The following is a 22,368-nucleotide window of genomic DNA, read 5'->3' on the forward strand; positions in this document are numbered from 1 at the left end:
TGCAAGGCCTCCGAGGTTTCGGAGGCCTTTTGCATGGCTGACGCGCCGCAAGCGGTCGTCTTCGACATCGGGCGGGTCCTCTACGACTGGAACCTGCGCTACCTGTTCGAGAAGCTGATCCACGACAGGCAAGAGCTCGACCACTTCCTCGCCACCGTAATCACCGAGGAATGGCACTTCCAGTCCGACGCCGGACGCCCGCTCGCCGAGATGGTACCCGAGCTCAAGGCGCGATTCCCCCAGCACGCGGCGCTGATCGACGCCTATCGCGATCGCTTCGAGGAGACCCTGCCGCACGCGATTCCCGGGACGCATGAGATCGTCCGCCGGCTCGCCGCCAGGGGTGTCCCGCTCTACGCGCTGACCAATTTCGGCGCCGAGTTCTGGGCCCGCACGCGGAGCGGCTGGCCGATCTTCGACTTGTTCGCCGACGTGCTCGTTTCTGGGGAGGAGCGGGTCGCCAAGCCCGATCCGGCGATCTTCGCGATCGCCGAGCGGCGTTTCGGAAGCGTGCCGGGAGAACTGTTCTTCACCGACGACAATCCGGCCAACGTCGCCGCGGCGCGGGCGCGCGGCTGGCACGCGCACCTGTTCGAAGGCGCCGCCGGGCTGGAAGCCGAGCTCGTTCGCGTGGGCCTGCTCGGCTGATCAGCCGTTGCAGCGGGCAAGGTCGTCCGGCGCGAGTTCCTCACCGGCGAAGCTGAAGCGGACGACCGCCGAGGTCTGCTTGGCCAGCCGCTTGCACATCACTTCGGGCCGGCCAGTGCCCTTGCCGGCGTAGCACCGGGTGCCCTCGCACATCCACAGCACGCCGCCGGCGATCACCTTGCTGTCGGCGGCGGGCTGGGACAACTCGGCCCGGTAGTACGGGCCGCTGTCCTTCGCTGCGAGCGGGGCAGCGGCGAGAGCGGCGAGAAACACGGCGGAAGTAAGGGGACGAAGCATCGCAGGTCCTTTCGCGGCCGATCGGTTGCATTGAAAAATCGGTTGCGATTCGCCACCTAGTAAGATGCGTTGCAGGTTGCAACTCAAAACTGTTTAGTTTGCCGGATGCCTGCGATGTGCGGTATTCCGGCCTTGAAAGGATCCCGATGGGCCACCTGCACGAAGACATGCGCGAGATCGCCCAATGCGGGTTGCCGAGCGCGCTCGAGGTGATGGGAGAGCGCTGGTCGTTCATGATCCTGCGCGCGAGCTTCAACGGGATCCGCCATTTCGAGGACTTCCAGGGCCAGCTCGGCATCGCCCGCAACATCCTCTCGAATCGCCTGCACCGGCTGGTCGAGAACGGCATCCTCAAGCGCGAGCCGGTCCCGGACGACCGCCGCCGGGTCGAGTACCGCCTGACCGAGAAGGGCATCGACTTGCTGCCGACGCTGGTCGCCCTCAGGCAATGGGGCGAGAAGTACAGCGCGCGCACGCAGTCGAGCCTGACGATCGTCGACGCGCGCGACCGCAAACCGATCGCGCCGATCCGCCTGCACGCCGCCGACGGGCGCCCGCTGCGCTACGAAGAACTCGACTGGGAAGAATCGGAGAAGGTCGGAAAATGAGTCACAGTGGGCGATGCAACTGCGGCGCGGTCAGCGCGACGATGGCCGGCGAGCCGGTCGCCGTGAGGGTGTGCTGGTGCCGCCAATGCCAGAAAGCCGCCGCCGGTGGGCCGACGCACAATGCGATGTTCAGGACCGAGGACGTTTCGCTCTCCGGCGAGTTGAGTTCGTGGAGCTACCGCGCGCCGAGCGGCAACACGCTGACGATGCATAATTGTCCAACGTGCTCGACGCCGGTTTTTGCGCAAAGCTCCGCGCGGCCGCAGTTCACGACCTTCCGCCTCGGCTTCCTCGACGAAGGGCACGGCCTCGCACCGAGCGTGGCGATCTGGACCGAAGAAATGCCCGCCTGGGCCAGGCTCGATCCGGCGATGGAAAGCTGGCCCCAGCAGCCTCCGCCACCGCCCCAAGCGAACTGAGCTCAGTCCTTCTTCGCGGGATCTTTCTCTTCCGCGTCGACCGTCACCTTGCTCGGTGGAGCGATCTCGGGATGCTTCGAAGCCAGTTTGCGTTCGCGATCCTCGTCTTCGTCCTTCATGCCCTTGCGGAACTCGCGCATGCCCTTGCCGAAGTCGCCCATGGTCTCGGCAATCTTGCCGCGGCCAAACAGCACCAGCACGACCAGTGCGACGATGATCCAGTGAAACGCCGAAAACGAACCCATGACAAAGAGACTCCTAGCGAGGTCCGCGCCATAGCAGGCCTCGCCTGAATGGGAAACTAAGCCCGCGGCGGCTGTCGGCGATAGCTGAGCGCCTCGGCGACGTGAATCCGCCCGACTTGTTCGGCGCCGGCGAGGTCGGCGATCGTGCGGGCGACGCGGAGCATGCGGGTGTAGCCGCGCGCCGAGAGGCGCATCGCTTCGGCCGCCTGCATCAGCAGCTTGCGCCCCGATTCGTCGGGGGTGGCGAATTTCTCGAGTGCATCGCCGTCGAGCTCGGCGTTGGTGCGCGCGCCGGCCTCGGCCGAGCGCGCGGTCTGGATCGCGCGAGCGGCGGCGACGCGAGCGGCGACTTCGGCGCTGCCCTCGGCAGGCGGCGGCAGCGCGAGGTCGCTCGCGCTGACCGGATCAACCTCCACGTGCAGGTCGATGCGATCGAGCAGCGGGCCGGAGACCTTGCTCTGGTAGTCGGCGGCACAACGCGGCGCGCGGCTGCAGGCGAGCGCGGCGTCGCCGAGATGGCCGCAGCGGCACGGGTTCATCGCGGCGACCAGCTGCACGCGCGCCGGGTAGGTGACGTGGGCGTTGGCGCGGGCGACGCTGACTTCGCCGGTCTCGAGCGGCTGGCGAAGCGAATCGAGCACCGCACGCTGGAATTCGGGCAGCTCGTCGAGGAACAGCACGCCGAGATGCGCCAGGCTGACCTCGCCCGGCTTGACCCGCAACCCACCGCCGGTGAGCGCGGCGATCGAAGCCGAATGGTGCGGGTCGCGGTAGGGCCGCCGGCGGCTGATCCGCCCGCCCTCGAGCATTCCGGCGACCGACTGCACCATCGAGGCTTCGAGCGCCTCGGCGGGTGTCATGAAGGGCAGGATGCCGGGCAGGCAGCTCGCCATGAGCGACTTGCCCGCGCCGGGCGGGCCGATCATCAAGAGGTTGTGTCCGCCCGAAGCGGCGATCTCGAGCGCGCGCTTGGCGGTTTCCTGGCCCTTGACCATCTTGAGGTCCGGTCCGGGTTCTGGCGGGTCGGCTTCGCCTTGGCGGGGCTCCGGCAGGGTCTGCACGCCCTTGAGGTGATTGAGAAGGCTGACGAGGTTGGGCGCAGCACAGATGGGAATGCCGCTCGCCCAGCGCGCCTCGGCGCCTTGCGCGGCGGGACAGATAAGCCCTTTGCCGGCGGCGCTGGCATGCAGCGCGGCGAGCAGCACGCCGGGCGAGGGGACCACGCGCCCGTCGAGCGCCAGCTCGCCCACCGCGATCCAGTCGGTCAGCTGTTCGGCGTCGGTCACGCCCATGGCGGCGAGCAGGGCGAGCGCGATCGGCAAGTCGTAGTGGCTGCCTTCCTTGGGCAGATCGGCTGGCGAGAGGTTGATGGTGATCCGCTTGGGCGGCAGCGCCAGGCCCATCGCGGCGAGCGCGGCGTGGACCCGCTCACGGCTTTCGCCGACCGCCTTGTCGGGCAGACCGACGAGATTGAACTTCGGCAAACCCGGGGCGATCTGGCATTGCACCTCGACGGCGCGCGCCTCCAGCCCGAGATAGGCGACCGTCGATACCAGTGCGACCACGTGATTCCCCTGACGTGAGGAGGTGATAGCGTCGCGCAAGCCATTGTCGAGACTGGACAAGTCCGTTATCGGGAACTTTCCGATCCGCAATGGTAAATCCGGCGGCAACCGGGTTCCTTCACTCGGCGTCATCCCTCGTCGCGCAGCTTTGGCGCAGCGCCGCCGGTTGTGCCCGAACACCACAATCGTGCGACGAGCCTCGCCGCGAGCGTACCGATCGGGGGCTCGGTACGCTCGGGCGAGGTGAAGCTCGCTCCGTCTTGACTTGGCGAGCACGCTCAACTAACCGCGCGCTCTATCGGGAGGCCGCCTTTACCGGCGGCCGTTTTTATTGATTTTCGAGGACTTCGCCATGAAGCGCACTTTCCAGCCGTCGAACCTTGTTCGCGCCCGCCGTCACGGCTTCCGCGCCCGCAAGGCGACCGTCGGCGGCCGCAAGGTCCTGCGCGCCCGTCGCGCCCGCGGCCGCAAGAAGCTCAGCGCCTGATTTAAACGCTTGGTAGAGAGCTGACTCGCGACCCGCTGGTCGCGCATCGAATCAGTGCCTACATCGGCGTCGCAATGGGCGACCCCATCTCCGTTCTGCGCAAGCGCGCCGAATTCGTCGCGGCCAACAAGGGCTTGCGCAACGCGCGCGTGGGCTTCGTCCTGCTGACCCTGCCGAATGCCGGCGCAGGCAAGCGCTTCGGCGTCACCGTCACCAAGAAGATCGGCAACGCTGTCGTCCGCAACCGGATGAAGCGCCGCTTCCGCGAGCTGCTACGTGCCGCGCTGCCGGACGAGGGCCTGCCCGATACCGATCATGTGCTGATCGGCCGCGAGGGCGGGGTCGAGCGCGACTTCGCCACGATGCAGGGGGAGCTTTCCGCCGCCCTGGCTCGGGCCCGCGAAGGCAAAGGCGATCCGGCGAGGCGGCGACGGCGATGAAAGAGCTCCTGATCCTTCTCGCCAAGGGATGGCAGCTCGGCCCGTCGCGCGTGCTGCCGCCTTCGTGCCGCTACCAGCCTTCGTGCAGCGAATACGCCATCGAAGCACTGGGAAAACATGGCGCGATCAAGGGTGGATGGATGACGGCGAAGCGGCTAATGCGCTGCCACCCCTGGGGGGGACATGGCTATGACCCGGTGCCCTGAATGCGCCGTTCGATTGAATTAGGGACCATCGGTGGACAATAATCGCAACCTCATCATTGCCGTGTTGCTGAGCATCGCGCTGTTCTTCGGTTGGGAGTTCGCGATGAGCCGGCTCTATCCGGAATCGAAACATCCCGCCGCGCCGGTCACCGAACAGACAACTCCCGGCGCTTCCGTGGACCAGGTACAGGGCACCGCGCCGCCGCCGAAGGTCACCCGCACGCGCGAAGGCGGGCTGCAGGACGCCAAGGACCTCGCGCTCGAGCAGAAAGACCTCGCCGCCGATCTCGCCGCGCCGGGCCGCGTCAAGATCGATGCGCCCGAACTGCTCGGCACGATCAACCCGGTCGGCGCGCGGATCGACGACGTCGAGCTCAAGAGCCATCGCGAAACCGTTGCCAAGAACTCGGGCCCGGTGCGGCTGTTCTCCCCCGCCGGCACGCCGGCGCAACAGTTCGCCCAGTTCGGCTGGGTCGGACAGGGCGTCAAGGTGCCCGACGCCAACACCCAATGGCAGGCGAGCGGCGGGCCGCTGGCTCCCGGCAAGCCGGTCACGCTGAGGTGGGACAACGGCGCGGGCCAGCGGTTCACGATCCGCTTCTCGATCGACGAGCGCTACATGATCACCGCCGAGCAGACGGTGGCCAACACCTCGCCCACGCCTGCGCTGGCGCAGCCTTATGCCTTCATCAACCGCACCAGCCGCACCGCCAGCCAGGACACCTGGACGGTCCATTCGGGGCCGATCGGCGCCTTTGACGCCGCCGTCGATTTTTCGAACAACTACGACGATGTCGCCAAGGCCGGCGAGGTCAGCCCGGCGGGCGCGCCGAACTGGGTCGGCTTCACGGACATCTATTGGCTCTCGGCGCTGGTCCCGCAGGATAAGGCTGGCGCGAAGGCCGATTTCCGCGCGGTCGATTCCGAGCATTATCGTGCCGACCTGATCTACGACCCGGTCAGCGTGCCCACGGGCAAGGCGCTGACCCGCACCACGCGGCTGTTCGCCGGGGCCAAGGAAAGCGACGTTCTCGATTCGTACGAGGACGCCGGGGTCGCGAAGTTCGGTCTGGCGATCGACTGGGGCTGGTTCCGCTGGTTCGAGGTGCCGATCTTCTGGCTCCTCAAGCATCTCTATACACTGGTCGGCAACTTCGGCGTGGCGATCATCCTGCTGACTTTCATCATCCGCGGGCTGATGTTTCCGGTAGCCCAGAAGCAGTTCGCCAGCATGGCGCAGATGCGCGCGGTGCAGCCAAAGATGAAGGCGCTGCAGGAACGCTACAAGGACGACAAGCAGCAGCTCCAGCAGGAGATGGCCAAGCTCTACAAGGAAGAGAAGATCAACCCGCTCGCCGGCTGCCTGCCGATCTTCCTGCAGATCCCGGTGTTCTTCGCGCTCTACAAGACGCTGCTGCTCTCGGTCGACATGCGCCACAAGCCGTTCGTGCTGTGGATCAAGGACCTTTCGGCGCCCGATCCATTGCACATCCTCAACTTGTTCGGCCTGCTCGACTTCAACCCGCCGGGCTTCCTCGGCATCGGCGTGCTGGCGGTGATCCTCGGCATCACCATGTGGCTCACTTTCCGCCTCAACCCGGCGCAGATGGATCCGGTGCAGCAGCAGATCTTCTCGCTGATGCCGTGGGTGATGATGTTCGTCATGGCGCCGTTCGCGGCGGGCCTGCTGCTCTACTGGATCACCTCGAACCTGCTGTCGGTGGCGCAGCAGCAGTACCTCTATTCGAAGCACCCGCAGCTGAGGGCGCAAGCGAACAAGGACAAGACCGACCAGGCACGCGCCGCCGCGCGCGACAAGAAGTGAGCGACGCGGACGCGCTGGCGAAGGAAGCGGCGCGGCTGTTCTCCGGCCGCGTGGAGTTCCTCCTCTCGGCCCCGAAGCTCGATTTCCTGCCCGAGCCGAACGCGCCGGAGATCGCCTTCTGCGGCCGGTCGAACGTCGGCAAGAGCTCGCTGCTCAACGCGCTCACCGGCCGCAAGGCGATCGCGCGGACCTCGGTGACACCGGGGCGGACGCAGGAGCTCAACTTCTTCGAGGTCGGCGAGCCGACGCAGTTCCGGCTGGTCGACATGCCCGGATACGGTTTCGCCAAGGCGCCGATCAAGGTCGTCGACCGGTGGAAGCAGCTGGTACGCACCTACCTGCGGGGGCGTGCCGTGCTAAAGCGAACGCTTGTCCTCATCGACGCCCGCCACGGGGCGAAGGAGGTCGATCTCGAAATGATGAAGATGCTCGACGAGGCCGCGGTCGGCTATCGCCTGGTCTTGACCAAGGCCGACAAGATCAAGGCGAGCGAGCTGGCCGCCGTCCTTACCGCCACGGAGACCGAGGCGCGCAAGCATGCTGCGGCGTTCCCCATCGTGCATGTCACCAGCGCCGAAAAAGGCATGGGAATCGCCGAGCTGCGCGCCGCCGTGCTGGCGGACGTGCGGACCTAGTTCCCCGCCTTCACCCCCTGATACTCGGTCGCCAGGGTGGGATCGCATTCGTAGGGGTTGATGTAATTGCCCGGCTGCTTGTCCCAGACGATGTAGCGCGCACCGTTGTTGGCGATCATTTCGGGATCGGAGAACCACTGCGAGGCTTCGAGGCGCTTGCCGTCCGGGCTGAGGCGATAGCGTTCGACAAGATGGACGTTGTTCGAGTGATCGAGGCCGTTGTTGGTGAGGGTCGACGCCTCGAGATGATCGGTATCGATCACGAGGGTATCGCCTTCCCAGTGCCCAATTGAGTCGCCTACTTTGTTATGCGGCGCCTCGGCTGGGAGATGGGGCCGACCGTCGGTGTGGATCAGCCGCACCTGATCGAAATACTCGTAGCGGAAGACGATGAGACCGGGTGCCTGCTCGATCTCCATCGAAAACGGGCCCTGCTCGGCATAGATGACCGATTGCGGCATGCAGACGCGCGCGAGGGTCATCTCGTCTTCGGGCTTCCAGGCATCCGCCCTTGCCTTGGCTTTGGGCGTCGGAATCAGCCCGCCGTACTCGCCCTGCGGGTATTCGGCGACGCCGGTGTCGTCCAATATCACCGTGTTGGGCGGGAGCTTGGCCTTGAGGTCCGCCGGCATCTCGCTCTTGGTGAACGACGGGCCCCAGTAGCCGGTCAGATCGGGATGGGCGGGGTCCCCGGACTTCGCCATCACCGGCGCGCAGGCGAGGGCCGCGGCGCTTGCCGCGAGCATGAGGGCAAAGCGCATCGTCAGCTCTGGTCCTTCTGGCCGAACGGCAGCGAACCAATCGGCTTGCCGTGGGCGTCCTTCAAATCGCGCAGGCGAAGGTAATTGCGTCCATCGCGCGATGGCCAGCCGTCGATGGTCACCGTGTCGCGGGGCTTGATCGCGTCGCGCGTCCACCCGCGGCGCACGAGCACCACCGGGGCATTGGTCTCGGCGCGCCACTTTTCGATCGAGCCGTCGGGCTTCTTGACGTCGAGCGCGACCATTCCGTGCGGGTTGGTGAAGCGAAACTCCGTCACCGTGCCGGTGATTGTGACGCTCTTGCTCGGATCAAAGAATGCCGCGAACGAATGGTGTGCCTGCGCCGCGGCCGGTAAGAGGGCCAAGCTCGCAGCGAGCGCGGCCGTTGGTTTGATAGACATGGTCCGAATCTCTCCGTCGCGCCGTCTGGCGCCTCGGCCCAAAGGATACATCCTATAGCGCGGAGCGGAAACATTTTTCCGCTATTCGGACCTCCATTCCAAGTGGCGGAAATACACCTCACTGCGTGTCTCGATTTCCCCATCTCCGGGGCTCGCAGCAGCGGACCTGTTCAGCCTCGACAGCAAAGGGCTGAATGCTTAGGGCGGCGCTCATGAAGCTGATCATCGGCAACAAGAACTATTCGAGCTGGTCGCTGCGCGGCTGGCTGGCGGCCAAGCAGTCTGGCCTTCATTTCGAGGAACTGACCGTCCATATCGATGGCGACGACTGGCAGGCGATGAAGCGCCAGGACGGCGAATTCCAGCCCTCGGCGGGCAAGGTGCCGGTGCTGTGGGACGGCGACGTGGTCGTGTGGGACAGCCTGGCGATCATGGAATATCTGGCGGATAAAGTGGGCCGCGACCGCTTCTGGCCGAAGGACGACGCCGCGCGCGGCATGGCCCGGGCGATGGTCGCCGAGATGCATTCGAGCTACCTCGCGCTGCGCCGGCAATGCCCGGTCAATATCCGCAAGCGCATCGGCGGGATCGAGCTCAGCGAGGAAACCCGCAGCGATATCGTGCGCATCCTCGGCCTGTGGGCCGAGGCTCGGGCGCGCTTCGGCAAGGGCGGACCCTTCCTGTTCGGCACCTTCAGCGCCGCCGACATCTTCTACGCGCCCGTGGTCAGCCGGTTCGTCACCTACGGCATCGGCGTGCCCGGTTTCGCCCAGGCCTACATGCAGGCGGTGTGGGAGCACGAGTGGCTGCAGCAGTGGGTCCACGCCGCCGAAAGCGAAGAATGGACGATCGAGCAGTTCGAGACCGAGCCCGCCTGATCAGGCCTTTGGCGGATAGGGCGTACCGTCCTTGTGCAGGTAGCCGTCGCCGGCGAACTTGAGATCGATGTCGGGATATTCGCCGGTGTCGTTGGCGCTGTCGCCAGCACTGATCGCGATCATCACGCAGTCCTCGACGCTGCGATTCTGCAGGTGATGTCCGTCTTGAACCCCCTTGGGCCACGCCGCGACATCGCCCGCGCGAAGCACCGTTTCGCCGCCGTCCTCGACCAGCACCGCTTCTCCGGAAAGGATGACGACCAGCTCGTCCTCCAGTGCGTGCCAATGGCGCTGCGACGACCAGCCGCCCGGTTTGAGCACCACATGGCTCGCGCCCATCTCGGTAAGCCCGGCGACGGGCGCGAGACGGCGGTACCAGCGCCCCGGCATCGGTTTGTCATACGGCGCTGGATAGCCGGTACGATTGCTTTGCGGGATGGCCTCGAGATCGAGCTTGGGCATTGCAGGTTCGCTCCGGCTGGAAAGCTGCGGTCGGCTCGTCTAACCCGCTGCCATGACTAAGGCCAGTGACGCCGTCGCGCTCGCCGAGGCGCTGATCGCCTGCGAGAGCGTGACCCCCGCGCACGGGCCGGTGTTCGACGCGCTCGAGGCCATGCTCGCGCCGCTCGGGTTCGAGATCCATCGCTTCATAGCCGGCGAGGGCTCCGATCCGGTCGAGAACTGCTTCGCGATTCGCAGAGGGGCGGAGGGATCGCGGCATTTCGCCTTTGCCGGCCACCTCGACGTGGTTCCGGCGGGCGAGGGCTGGAACAGCCGCCCGTTCACGCCCGAGCGGCGCCAGGCGCCGGGCGGCGAGATGCTTTTCGGGCGCGGCGCGGTGGACATGAAGAGTTCGATCGCGGCGATGGTCGCGGCGGCGGCGGAAATCCCGGGCGAAGCGGGCACGCTCAGCATGATCATTACCGGCGACGAGGAAGGCCCGGCGATCCACGGCACGCGGGCGCTGATCGGGTTGATCCGCGAGCGCGGCGAGGTGCCCGACCTGATCCTCGTCGGCGAGCCGACGTGCGTTGCGAAGCTCGGCGACATGGTGAAGATCGGCCGCCGCGGCTCGATCAACGTCTGGCTGACGGTCGAGGGGCGGGAAGGGCACGTCGCCTATCCGCAGCGGGCCGACAATCCGATCCCCAGGCTGGTGGCGATGCTGGCCGAGCTCGACGCGTGGGTGCTCGACCAGGGCACCGAGTGGTTCGAGCCGTCGAATCTCGAGATCACCGAGCTGCAGGTCGGCAACCCCGCGCACAACGTGATCCCTCCGCGAGCGGTCGGGCGTATCTCGATCCGCTTCAACGATTTGCACACCGGCGCAGAGCTGGCGCACAAGGTCAGCGAGATCGCGCAGAAGCACGGCGGCACAGTCGAGCCGATCATCTCGGGCGAACCGTTCCTCACCCCTCCCGGCCCCTTCTCAAAGCTGCTGGCGGAGGCGATCAAGGCCGAGACCGGGATCGATCCCGAGCTCTCGACCAGCGGCGGCACGTCGGACGCGCGGTTTCTCAAGGATCTTGCCCCGGTGATCGATTTCGGGCCGGTCAACGCGACGATGCACAAGCGCGACGAAGCGATCGCGGTCGAGGACCTGGCAACGCTGGTGCGAATCTACCGCCGGATCGCGCTGGCGGCGCTGGAGGGGAAGTGAGATGGGTCACCGGCTGACGCTGTTCATCCTGGTTGGGTTCGTGCTCGGCATCGCCTGTGGCTTCGCGCTCAACCAGAGCTTCGCAGCGGGCGACCCGGCGCTGGCGCAGTGGGCCGACTATCTCAAACTGCTGCCCGACGTGTTCCTGCGGCTGATCAAGATGATCATCGCGCCGCTGGTGTTCGGCACGATCGTCAGCGGCATCGCCGGTCTCGGCGACGCGCGCGAGCTTGGCCGCATCGGCGGGCGCGCGCTCGGCTGGTTCGTCGGTGCGAGCCTGATGTCGCTAACGCTCGGGCTGATCCTGGTGAATCTGTTCCGCCCCGGCGTCGGCCTGGCGCTCAGCGCGGCGACGCCGGTCGGCGAGCTGGCGACGAGCGAGTTCACCCTGCGCCACTTCGTGCTCGAGATTTTCCCCACCAGCGCTTTCGACGCGATGGCGCAGAACAACATCCTGCAGATCCTGGTGTTCTCGGTCTTCGTCGGCGTCGGGCTTTCGGCGCTGCGCGAGCGCGGCGCGGTGCTCGTGCGCGCCGCCGAGGCGCTCGCCGACCTGATGCTGCAAGTGACCGATTACGTGATGCGCTTCGCCCCGTTCGCGGTCTTCGGCGCGCTTGCTTCGGTCGTCGCCACCAAGGGCCTCGGGATTATCGCCACTTACGGCGTGCTGGTGAGCGAGTTCTACTTCGCGCTGATCCTGCTGTGGGTGCTGCTGCTGTCGATCGGCGCGATGTTCTTGCGCCGCCGTATCTTCGCGCTGGTGCGCTACATCCGCGCCCCGCTGATCCTGGCCTTCTCGACCGCCAGCTCGGAAGCCGCGCTGCCCAAGCTGTTCGAGCAGCTCGACCGCTTCGGCGTGCCGCGGCGCATCTCGGGCTTCGTCCTGCCGCTCGGCTACAGCTTCAACCTCGACGGCTCGATGATCTACATGAGCTTCGCGGCGATCTTCATCTCGCAGGCTTACGGCATCCCGCTGACGACCGAGCAACAGGTGGTCATGCTGCTGACGCTGATGGTCACCTCGAAGGGCATCGCCGGCGTTCCGCGCGCGAGCCTGGTGGTGATCGCGGCGACGCTGACCCAGTTCAACCTGCCGATCGAGGGCATCGCGCTGCTACTCGGGATCGACCAGTTTCTCGACATGGGCCGCTCGGCGACCAACGTCGTGGGCAATGCCGTGGCAACTTCGGTCATCACCAAGTGGGAGGGGATGCTCGAAAAGCCCAAGCCCGACGAGGTCGAGCCGCCGCACGCGCCGAGCCACACGCCCACACATGGGCGGCAGGGACTCGATCTCGACCCAAGCGCCTAGCGGGCCAGCGCCACCGGGGCGAACTGGCTGAGGCCGCAGGTCGGGCCCGGAATCGAGCTACCCTGGATCAGCACGGTGATCGTGTCGACGCTGCACAAGTTGCCGGTCGTGATCTTGTAGCCGAAGCGCTTCTCGCGGCCGAGGTCGGGGCAGCGCGAAGCGAGCGTGTTGCGATAACGGGTTCCGTTACGCATGATGAAGTCAATCGTCTGATCGTCGTAGACTTTGGTTTCCAAGATGTCGGCGACGCGCACGCAATCCACCGGCCGTCCGGCGGCTACGACGGCTGGTGCCGGCGCACGGCTTTGCGCGCCAACCGACGCGGTTGGCGTACAGGCCGAAGCGGCGAGCGCTGCGGTGAGGGCCGAAGCGGCAGCGAGCGTGTGTTTCATGGTTCGTCTCCTCCTGCGGGCACGGGCTCACGCAGATCGCGGAGCGGGCGCCCGCCTACCTCTGCCAACGGGGGGCTCGAGGACCTTGTTCCTGAATTCGCACAAGTGGTTCACCGCGCACCGCCAGCACTCGGGCAGGCGCGCCTTGCAGGTGTAGCGGCCGTGCAGGATCAGCCAGTGGTGCGCTCCGGCGCGGAACGGCTGCGGCACGCGCTTCTCGAGCTTGGCCTCGACTTGCTCGGGCGTCTTGCCCTTGGCGAGGCCGGTGCGGTTACTCACACGGAACACATGGGTGTCGACCGCGAAGGTCTCCTCCCCGAACGCGCAGTTGAGCACGACGTTCGCGGTTTTGCGCCCGACGCCCGGCAGCGCGGTAAGGGAGTCGCGATCGCGCGGAACCTCGCCGCCATGCTCGGCGATTAGCTTCTCGGACAAGGCGATGACGTTCTTGGCTTTTGAATTGAACAGCCCGATCGTCTTGATGTGCCGCTTGAGGCCGTCCTCGCCAAGCTCGACCATCTGCTGCGGCGTCTTCACTTCGGCGAACAGCTTGCGGGTCGCCTTGTTGACGCCGACGTCGGTCGCCTGGGCGCTCAGCACGACGGCGATGAGCAGTTGATAGACGTTGCCGAACTCGAGCTCCGTCTGCGGATCGGGATTGTCCTCGGCGAGCAGACGGAAGAATTCGAAGATTTCCGCTTTCGTCACGCCTGGCCGATCACCCGCGCGACGTGCAGCGTGTTGGCATATTGCTGGAAACGCACGGCCTTGCCGTCGCGAAGCCGCCAGACGTGCACGAACTGGGTATCCTGCGACTTTCCGGTCGCCTTGCAAGTACCGCAGTAGCGGCCGAGCGCGACCACGGTGTCGCCGGCGTCGAGCAGTTCTTCGACTTTGGCGCCGAAACCATCCCACTCGGCGCCGATTCGGCCGAACACCCCTTCGAGGATGGCTTGCGGGCCGACGTACGGATTGCGATCCGCATAAGGGAAATCGTCGGCTTCGTTCCACACGATCTCCGGACTCATGGCGCCGATCGCCGCAGGAATGTCGCCGCTCTCGAACGCCTCGTAGATGCCGCGGATCACCGCGACGTTATCGCCTGCCATGTTTCGTTCCCTTCCCGAAGTCAGCTTAGCCCCAGCACCTGCGGCATCGTGTAGCGGCCGGCGTCGCGGCCGATCAGCCACGCCGCTGCGCGCACGGCGCCGTGGGCAAAGATCATCCGGTCTTCCGCGCTGTGCGAGAGCGCCAAACGCTCATGCTCGCCGGCGAAGATCACCGTGTGATCGCCGGCGACGGTGCCGCCGCGCAAACTGGCGAAGCCGATCGCGCCGGCCTTGCGAGCGCCGGTCTGTCCGTCGCGCCCTCGCTCGGAGTTGTCGGCAAGCTCGACCCCGCGCCCCTCGGCTGCCGCTTGTCCGAGCAACAGCGCGGTGCCGCTCGGCGCATCGACCTTCATCCGGTGGTGCATTTCGAGCACCTCGATGTCCCATTCGGGTCCGAGCCGGCTGGCCGCCTCGCGCACCAGGTGGGCCAGCAGGGTCACGCCGAGCGAGGTATTGCCGGTCTGCAGCACCGGTATCGCCCGCGCGGCGCAATCCAGCGCGACCTGATTCGCCTCGTCGAGCCCGGTGGTGCCGACCAGGATCGGCACCCCGGCGCCGATCGCCGCGTGGAGGTTGGCGTCGAGCGCGAAGGGGGCGGAGAAATCGAGCAGCGCCTCGCTCGCGTCGGCCAGCGATGCGACGTCGCCTCCTTTGTCGACTCCGCCCGCCAGCTCGTGCCCGGCCGCGGCGATGGCCTGGACGAGCGCGTGGCCCATGCGCCCCTCGCTGCCGATGATGCCGATCCGTGCCATTGCGCCTCCGCGTTGAGCCGTGCTTCATGGGGCACATGGCCGCGCATCGCAATATCGTCATCCTTACCGGCGCGGGGATCAGCGCAGAATCCGGCCTGCGCACGTTTCGCGCCGCGGATGGATTGTGGGAGGATCACCGCGTCGAGGACGTCGCCACCCCGCAAGCCTTTCGCCGCGATCCCGACCTCGTCCAGCGCTTCTACGACGTGCGGCGGGCGAACATCCTCGCCGCGCAGCCGAATCCGGCACACGACGCGCTGGCGCGGCTCGATCGCGAGTGGCGTGGCGAGCTGCTTATTGTGACCCAGAACATCGACGACCTGCACGAGCGCGCCGGCGCCCGGCGCGTGCTGCACATGCATGGCGAGGGACTCAGCGCCTGGTGCACCGCCTGCGACGCGCGCCACCCATGGACGGGCATCCTGCGCGACGAGCCGCCGTGCCCGGCCTGCGGCGCGGCCGCGCTTCGCCCCGACATCGTCTGGTTCGGCGAGATGCCCTACCGGATGGACGAGACCTTCGCCGCACTCGCCCGCGCCGACGTGTTCGTCTCGATCGGCACATCGGGCGCGGTCTATCCGGCGGCGGGCTTCGTGCAGGAAGCCACAAGTCATGGCGCGGCCACGCTCGAGCTCAACCTCGAACGCAGTCAGGGCTCGCGCTGGTTCGATGAAACCCGGCTCGGCCCGGCAAGCGAGCTGGTGCCGGAGTGGGTGGAGGAACTGCTGCAGCGGGAAGATTGACGGTCGAGGCCGCCCCTGGCCGCCTCAGTGCTTGCGGTCGAGGAACCCGTGCATCCGCAACCAGCTGCTGAACGCCGCGAACCAGCCGGTGCTGGTGGTCGTCTTCGGATACATTCCGAAACCGTGGCCGCCCTGTTCGTAGAAATGGAATTCGACCGGCCGCCCGGCCTTGCGCCAGCTCTCGACGATGCCGAACCCGGCGTTACCGAACAGCGGGTCGTCGGCGGCGACCGCGACGAATAGCGGGGGCGCGTCCGTCGGCACGTCGACCGTTCCCATCGGGCCGTAGATATCGCCCAGAAACGCGGGCTTCGCGTCCGCCACCGCGTATTCGGTGGTCATCGTCAGCATCGCCCCCGCCGAAAAGCCGATCATGCCGATACGATCGGGATCGATGCCCCATTGGCCGGCGCGGGAACGGACCAGCGCGAATGCGGCGCGCGCGTCCTCGAGCTGGGGCTTGAGCCCGGCGAATGCCTGCCCCCCCGCCGACGAACCGCCGGGCGGCGGCCCGGAGCGCGGGCGCCGCATCGAATCGGCGTATTCGGCGAGCGAAGCGGGTGACTGGTTCAGCCGGTACTTGAGCACGAACGCGGCGACGCCCTCCTTGGCCAGCGCCTTGGCCACGTCCCAGCCTTCGTTTTCCATCGACAGGGTCACGAAGCCGCCGCCCGGCGCGACGATCGCGGCCGCGCCGGTCGCCTTGCCCGGATCCGGCAAGAACGGCATCAGGGTCGCTTCGGTAACGTTACGGGCGAAGGAGCTCCCGTACTGGCTGTGCCAGCTCTCGGCCACTTTCGCGCCCGCCAACGGACCGGTGCCGAGCTTGATCGCGTTGGGTTGCGGCGGGATGGCCATCGGCGTCATGGTGTCATTCTGCGCCCCCGCCGGAACGGCGAGCGCGGCCAGCGCCAGCGGCGCCAACATCGCCAGCGCTCGGGCCGCGTAACGTGTGACAGGCATAGGATTCCCCCGACCGATAAACTCCGACAAATGTAGCCGGAAGCGCCAGGCGGTCAACGGGGATTAGGCAATCATGCGCTGCTGCACGCGCGGCATGCCGCGTCCTTGGCAATGGTCATCGTCCGCAGGCTCGGGGTCAGCCCGTCGAGCACGTGGAGCTTGCCGAACTGAGCGTCTCCGAGGCCTCCGACCGGCGCGAGCAGCACGCGGATCGCCTGCAGCGCGGCGAACGTGCCGGTCCACCCGGCCATCGCGCCGAGCATGCCGTCCTCGGCGCAAGTGTCGCAGTCGTCGGCATCGAATGCGTCGCCGACGAAGCAGCGATAGCATGGCTGGTCCGGCAGGTGCCCGGCGAACGCCCCGACCTGGCCCTGGAAGCGGCCGACGGCGGCGCTGAGCAGCGGGATGCGCGCGGCGACGCAGGCGTCGGACACGGCGAGGCGAGTGGCGAAATTGTCGCAGCCGTCGAGCACCAGGTCCGCGCCGGCGATGTGCTCGAACGCGTTGTCCCGCGTCAGCCGCTCGGCGTGCCAGTGCACCTCGATGTCGGGGTCGAAATCGTTGACCCACACTTCGCCCAACTCCGCCTTGCGATGGCCCACGTCTCTCTCGCAGTAGATCGTCTGCCGCTGCAGGTTGGTCGCATCGACGGTGTCGTCGTCGACCAGGACCAGCGTGCCGATGCCAGCCGCCGCGAGATACTGCAGGGCCGGCGAGCCGATTCCGCCGAGACCGATCAGCACCGCGCGCGCTTTCGCCAGCGCCGCTTGTCCTGCTCCGCCGACTTCGGGAAGCACGATGTGGCGCGCGAAACGGTCGAGGCGGTCGGGCGGAAGGGCCATGCGCGGACTCCTAGAGCGGGCGCACGGCCCATGTCGACAACCCTGTTGAAGGGTTGCCGACAGGCCGTCCAAAACTTGTGAATTTGCCGGGGGTGCCGGTCAGCTTTCCAGCTGTCTCAACAGGCTGCGCACGTCGCCGTCCATATCGGCGTCGCGCTTGCGCAAGTCCTCGATCAGCCGCACCGCGTGGATCACCGTCGAGTGATCGCGGCCGCCGAACTTGCGGCCGATCTCAGGGTAGCTGCGCGGCGTGAGCACTTTGGCGAGGTACATCGCCACCTGGCGCGGGCGCACCACCGCGCGGGCGCGCCGCTTGCTCGACATCTCCGAGCGGTCGACGCGGTAGAACTGGCATACCGTGCGCTGGATCTCGTCGATCGTGATCCGCTTGCGGTTGGCAGAGAGAATGTCGGTCAGCTGCTCTTCGGCGAGTTGCAGCGAGACGGTCTGGCCGGTCAGCTGGGCGTAGGCGATCAGCTTGTTGAGCCCGCCGACCAGCTCGCGGACGTTGCGATTGATCGTCCGCGCGAGGAACTCGATCACGTCGGCCGGGACTTCGAGCGGGGCGAAGCGGGTGAGCTTCGATTCGAGGATCGAACGGCGCAGCTCGATGTCGGCCGACTGGATGTCGGCGACCAGCCCCATCGACAGCCGGCTGAGCAGGCGCGGCTCGACACCGTCGAGCGCCTGCGGCGCGCGGTCGGCGGCGAACACCAGCCGCTTGCCCTCGGCGAGCAGCGCATCGATCGTGTAAAGCAGTTCTTCCTGCGCAGCGGCCTTGCCGATAATGAACTGGATGTCGTCGACCAACAGGAGGTCGAACGCGCGCAGGCGCGCCTTGAACTCCATCATCTCGTTCTGGCGCAGGGCCTGGACGAACTCGATCATGAAGCGCTCGGCGCTGCAGTAGAAGATCCGCGCGCGCGGGTGGCCCTGCAAGTACGAATGGCCGACCGCGTGGAGCAGGTGCGTCTTGCCCTGGCCGGTCGCAGCCTTGAGGTAGAGCGGCGAGAATTGCGGAGTCTCGGTCTTGGCCATCCGTTCGGCGGCGTTGAACGCGAGCACGTTGGTCGATCCGGTGACGAACGCAGCAAAAGTCAGCGACGGGTCGAGCCCGACCGAGCTGGTGAAGCCATGCTCGCCGATCGAAGCCATCGCCATTCCGGGGACGGCGTCGTTGGCGGCGCGGTGGCCGAAGCCGTCCTGGCCGCGCAGATCGATGTCGCCGAGCTTGCGGCGGCCCGGGTGCACGCCGATGCGCACGTTGCGCACTTCGCCGCGGGCGATCTTCCACGCCAGGCTGAGCCGGTCGTGGAAGCGGTCCTGGACCCAGTTGGCCGAAAACTCCGTCGGCAGATACAGGTCGAGCGTGCCGGTATCCTTGCAGAAGCCGCCAAGCTGGATCGGGCGAATCCACTGGCTGAACAGTTGGTGCCCCAAATCCTTGCGCAAGCCCTGGCTGATGTCCGCCCAATCGGCGGCGAGGTCGACAGCTTCCTGGTCTTCGATCTGCCCCACCTTACGGCTCTCCCCTCCGGCTGCCGGATGACCGGCATGTGCGCCAATTCGAATCATTTCGAACAGCCCCGTCTCTTGCGATCCAAAACCCCCAGAGACGACACGGTGCGCACGCAATGCTCCGCCCCTCGCCGAAACCCTCGTTTTCAAGAGGGCGGCGCCCGCCAATCGTCGTCTCAACATGAGAGCTGAAGCATCGAATGCCGCAGCCCGTGACCGCTCTTAAAAGGCCCTTCCGGCCGAAGGGCAAGGGCACTCGTGTAAAAAATGTGAAATATAGAGTCTTGACTCGCCGGAACCCGGCGGGCGTGCGTTAAAATGGCCGATTTCTGCCGTTTTTGCGCCGCACGCCATGCGAATCGCGGAAAATCCTACACTCTTTACCAAGCCCGGCGCGAACCTTTCGCAGGCGCAAAAAAAGGCCGGCGATTTCGCGCCGGCCCCGTTCCGATTTCGTTCCCGACCAGCCGGCCGGGAAAACGAATCACATGCCTGCGACTCGCTTGCTCAAGCGACTCATCTTCCGCGCCACGGTGTTCTTGTGCATCACGCCGCGGGCGACTCCGCGGGCCAGTTCGGGCTGGGCTTCGCGCAGCGCCTCGGCGGCGGCCTTCTTGTCGCCGCCGGCGATCGCCAACTCGACTTTCTTGACGAAGCTGCGGATGCGGCTCACGCGGGCTCCGTTGATCTCCGCGCGAACGTTGTTGCGGCGGATGCGCTTCTTGGCTTGCGGCGTATTGGCCATGTCGTTCCTCTATCGGGCCGGCTGATGCACGGCCGTAACCTTAGTCCGTCGAATCGGCGAAAGCGGCGATGGCTCGCCGAAGAGCGGCGCCCTTAGCCGGGGGCGAGCGCGACGTCAATCACCGGTGCGGCTGGTCGGCCGGTCAGCGCGACAGGAAATAGAGAATGATCCCCAGCAGCGGCAGGCCCACGGCGAGGCCGCCGAGCAGCCAGCTCAAGTTGTAGAACAGCTTCTCGCGCTTGCGATTCCTGCGCCGGCGCTTGTCACGACGCTCCTTTCGGCTGCTCGAAGAGCTGCTTCGGCCGTCGGGCATGCCCGAGGTTCCTCCCCCTCTTGTGTCGGTGGTCCCCTGTGACCTTTCGAGCGTTAGTATGACTGCCCGAAGCTATCCGCAACCAATGAATCTACTGCTGGCACCGCGGGCAGAACCAGGTGCTTCGGCCGCCCTGGACGACGCGTTTGATCGAGCCCCCGTCGCCGCGGCGGCACGCCTGGCCCTCTCGGCCGTAGACGTCGAAGCGCTTGGAGAAATAGCCGAGCTCGCCGTCAGGACGAGCGTAGTCGCGAAGCGAGGATCCGCCCGCGTCGATGGCTTCGCCGAGCACCTCGCGGACGGCGAGCACAAGTCGCTCGAGCGCCGGCTTCGACACGCGCCCGGCCGGCTTTCGCGGATCGATCCGCGCGCGGAAAAGCGCCTCGCAGACGTAGATGTTGCCGAGGCCCGCGACCACGCCCTGGTCAAGCAGGAGGAGCTTCACCGCCTGCTTGCGCCCGGCGAACGCGGTCCGAAGGTGCGCGGCGGTGAGCTGTGGCCCGAGCGGTTCCGGCCCCAGGGCCATGAACGGCGGCCAGGCGTCGAGCGCGTCGCTGGCGATCAGGTCGACGAAACCGAATCGGCGGGGATCGCACAGCGCAAAGCGGTGCCCGGCAGTCTCGAGGACGAGGTGATCGTGCTTGCCGATCGTCTCGGGATCGATCCGCCAGCGGCCGCTCATGCCGAGATGGAACACCATGGTAAGCGCGCGGTCGGTGTGGACGAGGCCGTATTTCGCCCGCCGCCCGAGCCCGGTCACCCGGGCACCGGTGAGGCGTTGGACAAAGCCGTCGGGGAACGGGAAGCGCATGTCGGGGCGATGGAGCGCGACGTGCTCGAGCCGCTCCCCCTCGAGGTATCGCGCGAGCCCGCGCACGGTGGTTTCGACTTCGGGAAGCTCGGGCATCGCGGCTTCGTTAGACAAGCGTTTGCCTAGTGACTAGGGCCGCCCGCGATGCCCGCCGACCGCCAGCAAGCTCGCGCTTATGTTCTCCTTGGGCTGGTCATGCTCCTGTGGGCCGGGAACTCCATTGTCGGCCGGGCTGTGCGGAACGACGTCGGGCCTTTCGTCTTGTCGTTCGTTCGCTGGGCCGGGGCGAGCCTGGTATTGCTGCCGTTCGCGATCGGTCCGTTGCGGCGCGACTGGGGGGCGCTGCGGCAGAGCTGGCCCATCGTGGTCCTGCTCGGGCTGACCGGCGTCGCGGCGTTCAACGCGATCATGTACACCGGCCTGCACTACACCACGGCCACAAACGGGCTGCTGTTGCAGGCGGCGATCCCCCCAGCGGTCCTCGCTGCGGATCGGCTGTTGTTCGGAGTGCGCGCCGGCTGGCTGCAGTTGCTCGGCATTCTGGCTTCGATGCTCGGAGTTGCGGTGATCGTGTTCCAAGGACAGCCGAGCCATGTGCTCGGCTTCCGTTTCGGCCTGGGCGACGGCCTGGTTCTGATCGCATGCGTCGACTGGGCGGTCTACACGGTGCTGCTGCGCAAGCGGCCCCGCGTATCGCCCTTGAGCTTCCTCCTGGCGACGTTCCTTGTCGGTGTGGCCGCGGTCGCCCCGCTGGCGCTGTGGGAAGCGCTCACCGGGCCGCCGATGCAGTGGCACGCCGGCGTGGGCGCGGCCTTCCTCTATGTCGCGCTGCTCCCCTCGCTCGTGTCCTATCTCATCTACAACAACGCGGCCGACGTGGTCGGGCCGGCCCGGGCGGGACAAGCGATCACCCTGCTCCCGCTGTTCGGCGCGCTGCTTTCGGCCGCGCTGCTCGGCGAGCCGCTTCACGCCTACCACTTCGCCGGCATGGCCCTGATCCTGATCGGTATCGTGGTGAGCGCGCTGGCGCCCCGGCAGGCGCGCCGCTAGAGGACCGGCTATGAGCGACCAGGTTTCCTTCGGATACGAAGACGTTGCCCCCGAGGAAAAGACCCGCCGCGTGGGCGAAGTCTTTTCCGGCGTGGCGAAGAAATACGACGTCATGAACGACGCGATGTCGGCGGGGATGCACCGGCTGTGGAAGGACCGCTTCGTCCGCCGGGTGAAGCCGCAGCCCGGCGAGGCGATCCTCGACATGGCCGGCGGGACGGGCGACATCGCCTTCCGCCTCGCCGAGCGCGGCGCCGAGGTGACGGTGGCCGACATCAACCAGGAGATGCTCGACGTCGGCATCGAGCGAGCGATGGACCGCGGCATCGACGGCCTCGTCTGGTCGCGCCAGAACGCCGAGGCGTTGACCCTGCCGGACCGGATGTTCGACGCCTACACGATCGCCTTCGGCATCCGCAACGTGACCCATATCGACCACGCGCTCGCCGAGGCGCACCGGGTCCTCAAGTTCGGCGGCCGGTTCTTTTGCCTCGAGTTCTCCAGCACCGAGTGGCCTGGCTTCAAGCAGGCCTACGACCTCTATTCGCACAAACTGGTGCCGCGGATCGGCAAGGCCATCGCCGGCGACGAGGACAGCTACCGCTACCTGATCGAATCGATCCGCCGCTTCCCGCCGATGCCCGAGTTCGAGGGGATGATCCGCCAGGCCGGCTTCGCGCGGACGAAGGTCGAGCCGATCATGGGCGGGCTCGTGGCCATTCATTCGGGCTGGAAGATCTAGC

The 22,368-nt window shown here is 66.9% G+C and carries 30 protein-coding genes; 14 read left to right on the top strand and 16 right to left on the bottom strand.

Annotated features, from left to right (window positions below; translation table 11 throughout):
• Window positions 1-33 precede the first annotated feature (33 nt).
• Complete coding sequence (locus G7B69_RS10085) at window positions 34-648, top strand: HAD family hydrolase (RefSeq protein WP_166178801.1); 615 nt, start codon at window positions 34-36, stop codon at window positions 646-648.
• On the opposite strand, the gene G7B69_RS10090 is transcribed toward G7B69_RS10085, so the two are convergent.
• Complete coding sequence (locus G7B69_RS10090; RefSeq protein ID WP_166178803.1) at window positions 649-945, bottom strand: CC_3452 family protein; 297 nt, start codon at window positions 943-945, stop codon at window positions 649-651.
• Window positions 946-1,112: 167 nt separating this feature from the next.
• On the opposite strand from G7B69_RS10090, the gene G7B69_RS10095 reads away from it, so the two are divergent.
• A complete protein-coding gene (locus G7B69_RS10095; RefSeq protein WP_341479177.1) occupies window positions 1,113-1,553 on the top strand; it encodes a winged helix-turn-helix transcriptional regulator in 441 nt (146 codons plus the stop codon).
• Window positions 1,550-1,972, top strand: coding sequence for a GFA family protein (locus G7B69_RS10100; RefSeq protein WP_166178807.1), 423 nt, complete (start codon window positions 1,550-1,552; stop codon window positions 1,970-1,972). Before G7B69_RS10095 ends, G7B69_RS10100 begins: the two co-directional genes overlap by 4 nt.
• Window positions 1,973-1,974: 2 nt before the next feature.
• Here G7B69_RS10100 and G7B69_RS10105 read toward each other — a convergent pair whose 3' ends face one another.
• Entirely contained in the window at window positions 1,975-2,217 is a 243-nt protein-coding gene (locus G7B69_RS10105; RefSeq protein WP_166178809.1) for a twin-arginine translocase TatA/TatE family subunit, read from the bottom strand.
• 56 nt (window positions 2,218-2,273) lie between these two features.
• Entirely contained in the window at window positions 2,274-3,782 is a 1,509-nt protein-coding gene (locus G7B69_RS10110; RefSeq protein WP_166178811.1) for a YifB family Mg chelatase-like AAA ATPase, read from the bottom strand.
• A gap of 352 nt (window positions 3,783-4,134) precedes the next feature.
• On the opposite strand from G7B69_RS10110, the gene rpmH reads away from it, so the two are divergent.
• The 5 genes from rpmH (at window position 4,135) to yihA (ending at window position 7,375) form a co-directional block, all read left to right on the top strand.
• Entirely contained in the window at window positions 4,135-4,269 is a 135-nt protein-coding gene (gene rpmH, locus G7B69_RS10115) for a 50S ribosomal protein L34 (protein WP_166178813.1), read from the top strand.
• Between the two features lie 74 nt (window positions 4,270-4,343).
• Window positions 4,344-4,709, top strand: coding sequence for a ribonuclease P protein component (gene rnpA, locus G7B69_RS10120; protein ID WP_166178815.1), 366 nt, complete (start codon window positions 4,344-4,346; stop codon window positions 4,707-4,709).
• Window positions 4,706-4,915, top strand: a complete 210-nt coding sequence (yidD, locus tag G7B69_RS10125) for a membrane protein insertion efficiency factor YidD (protein WP_166178817.1) — start codon at window positions 4,706-4,708, stop codon at window positions 4,913-4,915. The genes rnpA and yidD overlap by 4 nt, the downstream gene beginning before the upstream one ends.
• A 31-nt stretch (window positions 4,916-4,946) precedes the next feature.
• Window positions 4,947-6,740, top strand: a complete 1,794-nt coding sequence (gene yidC, locus G7B69_RS10130) for a membrane protein insertase YidC (protein WP_166178819.1) — start codon at window positions 4,947-4,949, stop codon at window positions 6,738-6,740.
• Window positions 6,737-7,375, top strand: coding sequence for a ribosome biogenesis GTP-binding protein YihA/YsxC (yihA, locus tag G7B69_RS10135; protein ID WP_166178821.1), 639 nt, complete (start codon window positions 6,737-6,739; stop codon window positions 7,373-7,375). The genes yidC and yihA overlap by 4 nt, the downstream gene beginning before the upstream one ends.
• Here the strand turns inward: yihA and G7B69_RS10140 are convergent.
• Together G7B69_RS10140 and G7B69_RS10145 are read right to left on the bottom strand one after the other, a co-directional pair.
• A complete protein-coding gene (locus G7B69_RS10140; RefSeq protein ID WP_166178823.1) occupies window positions 7,372-8,136 on the bottom strand; it encodes a hypothetical protein in 765 nt (254 codons plus the stop codon). The two genes, yihA and G7B69_RS10140, sit on opposite strands and share 4 nt — an antisense overlap.
• Before the next feature lie 2 nt (window positions 8,137-8,138).
• Entirely contained in the window at window positions 8,139-8,537 is a 399-nt protein-coding gene (locus G7B69_RS10145) for a DUF6152 family protein (protein WP_166178825.1), read from the bottom strand.
• Between the two features lie 212 nt (window positions 8,538-8,749).
• Here G7B69_RS10145 and G7B69_RS10150 point away from each other — a divergent pair, with 212 nt between their 5' ends.
• Window positions 8,750-9,415, top strand: coding sequence for a glutathione S-transferase family protein (locus G7B69_RS10150; protein WP_166178827.1), 666 nt, complete (start codon window positions 8,750-8,752; stop codon window positions 9,413-9,415).
• On the opposite strand, the gene G7B69_RS10155 is transcribed toward G7B69_RS10150, so the two are convergent.
• Complete coding sequence (locus tag G7B69_RS10155; protein WP_166178829.1) at window positions 9,416-9,877, bottom strand: cupin domain-containing protein; 462 nt, start codon at window positions 9,875-9,877, stop codon at window positions 9,416-9,418.
• A gap of 52 nt (window positions 9,878-9,929) precedes the next feature.
• Here G7B69_RS10155 and dapE point away from each other — a divergent pair, with 52 nt between their 5' ends.
• Both dapE and G7B69_RS10165 read left to right on the top strand, forming a co-directional pair.
• A complete protein-coding gene (gene dapE, locus G7B69_RS10160) occupies window positions 9,930-11,075 on the top strand; it encodes a succinyl-diaminopimelate desuccinylase (RefSeq protein WP_166178831.1) in 1,146 nt (381 codons plus the stop codon).
• Between the two features lies 1 nt (window position 11,076).
• Window positions 11,077-12,387 (top strand): dicarboxylate/amino acid:cation symporter, encoded by a 1,311-nt coding sequence (locus G7B69_RS10165; RefSeq protein WP_166178833.1) that lies wholly within the window; start codon window positions 11,077-11,079, stop codon window positions 12,385-12,387.
• Here the strand turns inward: G7B69_RS10165 and G7B69_RS10170 are convergent.
• Genes G7B69_RS10170 through dapB form a run of 4 tightly spaced genes read right to left on the bottom strand, consistent with a single transcriptional unit; the run spans window position 12,384 to window position 14,640 of the window.
• Complete coding sequence (locus G7B69_RS10170) at window positions 12,384-12,779, bottom strand: DUF6491 family protein (protein ID WP_166178835.1); 396 nt, start codon at window positions 12,777-12,779, stop codon at window positions 12,384-12,386. The two genes, G7B69_RS10165 and G7B69_RS10170, sit on opposite strands and share 4 nt — an antisense overlap.
• A gap of 27 nt (window positions 12,780-12,806) precedes the next feature.
• Window positions 12,807-13,487: an endonuclease III gene (nth, locus tag G7B69_RS10175; RefSeq protein WP_166178837.1), complete on the bottom strand. Its 681-nt coding sequence runs from the start codon at window positions 13,485-13,487 to the stop codon at window positions 12,807-12,809.
• Complete coding sequence (locus G7B69_RS10180) at window positions 13,484-13,888, bottom strand: nuclear transport factor 2 family protein (RefSeq protein WP_166178839.1); 405 nt, start codon at window positions 13,886-13,888, stop codon at window positions 13,484-13,486. The genes nth and G7B69_RS10180 overlap by 4 nt, the downstream gene beginning before the upstream one ends.
• 20 nt (window positions 13,889-13,908) lie before the next feature.
• Window positions 13,909-14,640 (bottom strand): 4-hydroxy-tetrahydrodipicolinate reductase, encoded by a 732-nt coding sequence (gene dapB / locus G7B69_RS10185; RefSeq protein WP_166178841.1) that lies wholly within the window; start codon window positions 14,638-14,640, stop codon window positions 13,909-13,911.
• Window positions 14,641-14,675: 35 nt separating this feature from the next.
• Between dapB and G7B69_RS10190 the strand changes: the two genes are divergently transcribed.
• Window positions 14,676-15,383 carry an NAD-dependent deacylase gene (locus G7B69_RS10190; RefSeq protein ID WP_166178843.1) on the top strand — a complete coding sequence of 236 codons (708 nt, stop codon included), beginning with the start codon at window positions 14,676-14,678 and terminating at the stop codon, window positions 15,381-15,383.
• 24 nt (window positions 15,384-15,407) lie between these two features.
• On the opposite strand, the gene G7B69_RS10195 is transcribed toward G7B69_RS10190, so the two are convergent.
• The 6 genes from G7B69_RS10195 to mutM form a co-directional block, all read right to left on the bottom strand.
• The gene (locus G7B69_RS10195; protein WP_166178845.1) at window positions 15,408-16,346 is read right to left on the bottom strand and encodes an alpha/beta hydrolase; all 939 of its coding nucleotides are present in this window, start codon (window positions 16,344-16,346) and stop codon (window positions 15,408-15,410) included.
• A 71-nt stretch (window positions 16,347-16,417) separates the two neighbouring features.
• On the bottom strand, window positions 16,418-17,188 hold the full coding sequence (locus tag G7B69_RS10200; protein WP_166178847.1) for a HesA/MoeB/ThiF family protein: 771 nt from the start codon (window positions 17,186-17,188) through the stop codon (window positions 16,418-16,420).
• Window positions 17,189-17,287: 99 nt separating this feature from the next.
• Window positions 17,288-18,763: a chromosomal replication initiator protein DnaA gene (dnaA, locus tag G7B69_RS10205; protein WP_166178849.1), complete on the bottom strand. Its 1,476-nt coding sequence runs from the start codon at window positions 18,761-18,763 to the stop codon at window positions 17,288-17,290.
• Between the two features lie 427 nt (window positions 18,764-19,190).
• A complete protein-coding gene (gene rpsT / locus G7B69_RS10210; protein WP_166178851.1) occupies window positions 19,191-19,451 on the bottom strand; it encodes a 30S ribosomal protein S20 in 261 nt (86 codons plus the stop codon).
• Window positions 19,452-19,593: 142 nt separating this feature from the next.
• Window positions 19,594-19,764, bottom strand: coding sequence for a hypothetical protein (locus tag G7B69_RS10215; protein WP_166178853.1), 171 nt, complete (start codon window positions 19,762-19,764; stop codon window positions 19,594-19,596).
• A gap of 91 nt (window positions 19,765-19,855) precedes the next feature.
• Window positions 19,856-20,671: a bifunctional DNA-formamidopyrimidine glycosylase/DNA-(apurinic or apyrimidinic site) lyase gene (mutM, locus tag G7B69_RS10220; protein WP_166178931.1), complete on the bottom strand. Its 816-nt coding sequence runs from the start codon at window positions 20,669-20,671 to the stop codon at window positions 19,856-19,858.
• Between the two features lie 48 nt (window positions 20,672-20,719).
• Here mutM and G7B69_RS10225 point away from each other — a divergent pair, with 48 nt between their 5' ends.
• Entirely contained in the window at window positions 20,720-21,625 is a 906-nt protein-coding gene (locus tag G7B69_RS10225; protein WP_166178855.1) for a DMT family transporter, read from the top strand.
• A gap of 10 nt (window positions 21,626-21,635) precedes the next feature.
• The gene (locus tag G7B69_RS10230; RefSeq protein ID WP_166178857.1) at window positions 21,636-22,367 is read left to right on the top strand and encodes a class I SAM-dependent methyltransferase; all 732 of its coding nucleotides are present in this window, start codon (window positions 21,636-21,638) and stop codon (window positions 22,365-22,367) included.
• The last annotated feature ends 1 nt before the right edge of the window (window position 22,368 follow it).

The organism is Croceibacterium segetis, assembly GCF_011320115.1.
GTDB lineage: Bacteria > Pseudomonadota > Alphaproteobacteria > Sphingomonadales > Sphingomonadaceae > Croceibacterium_B > Croceibacterium_B segetis.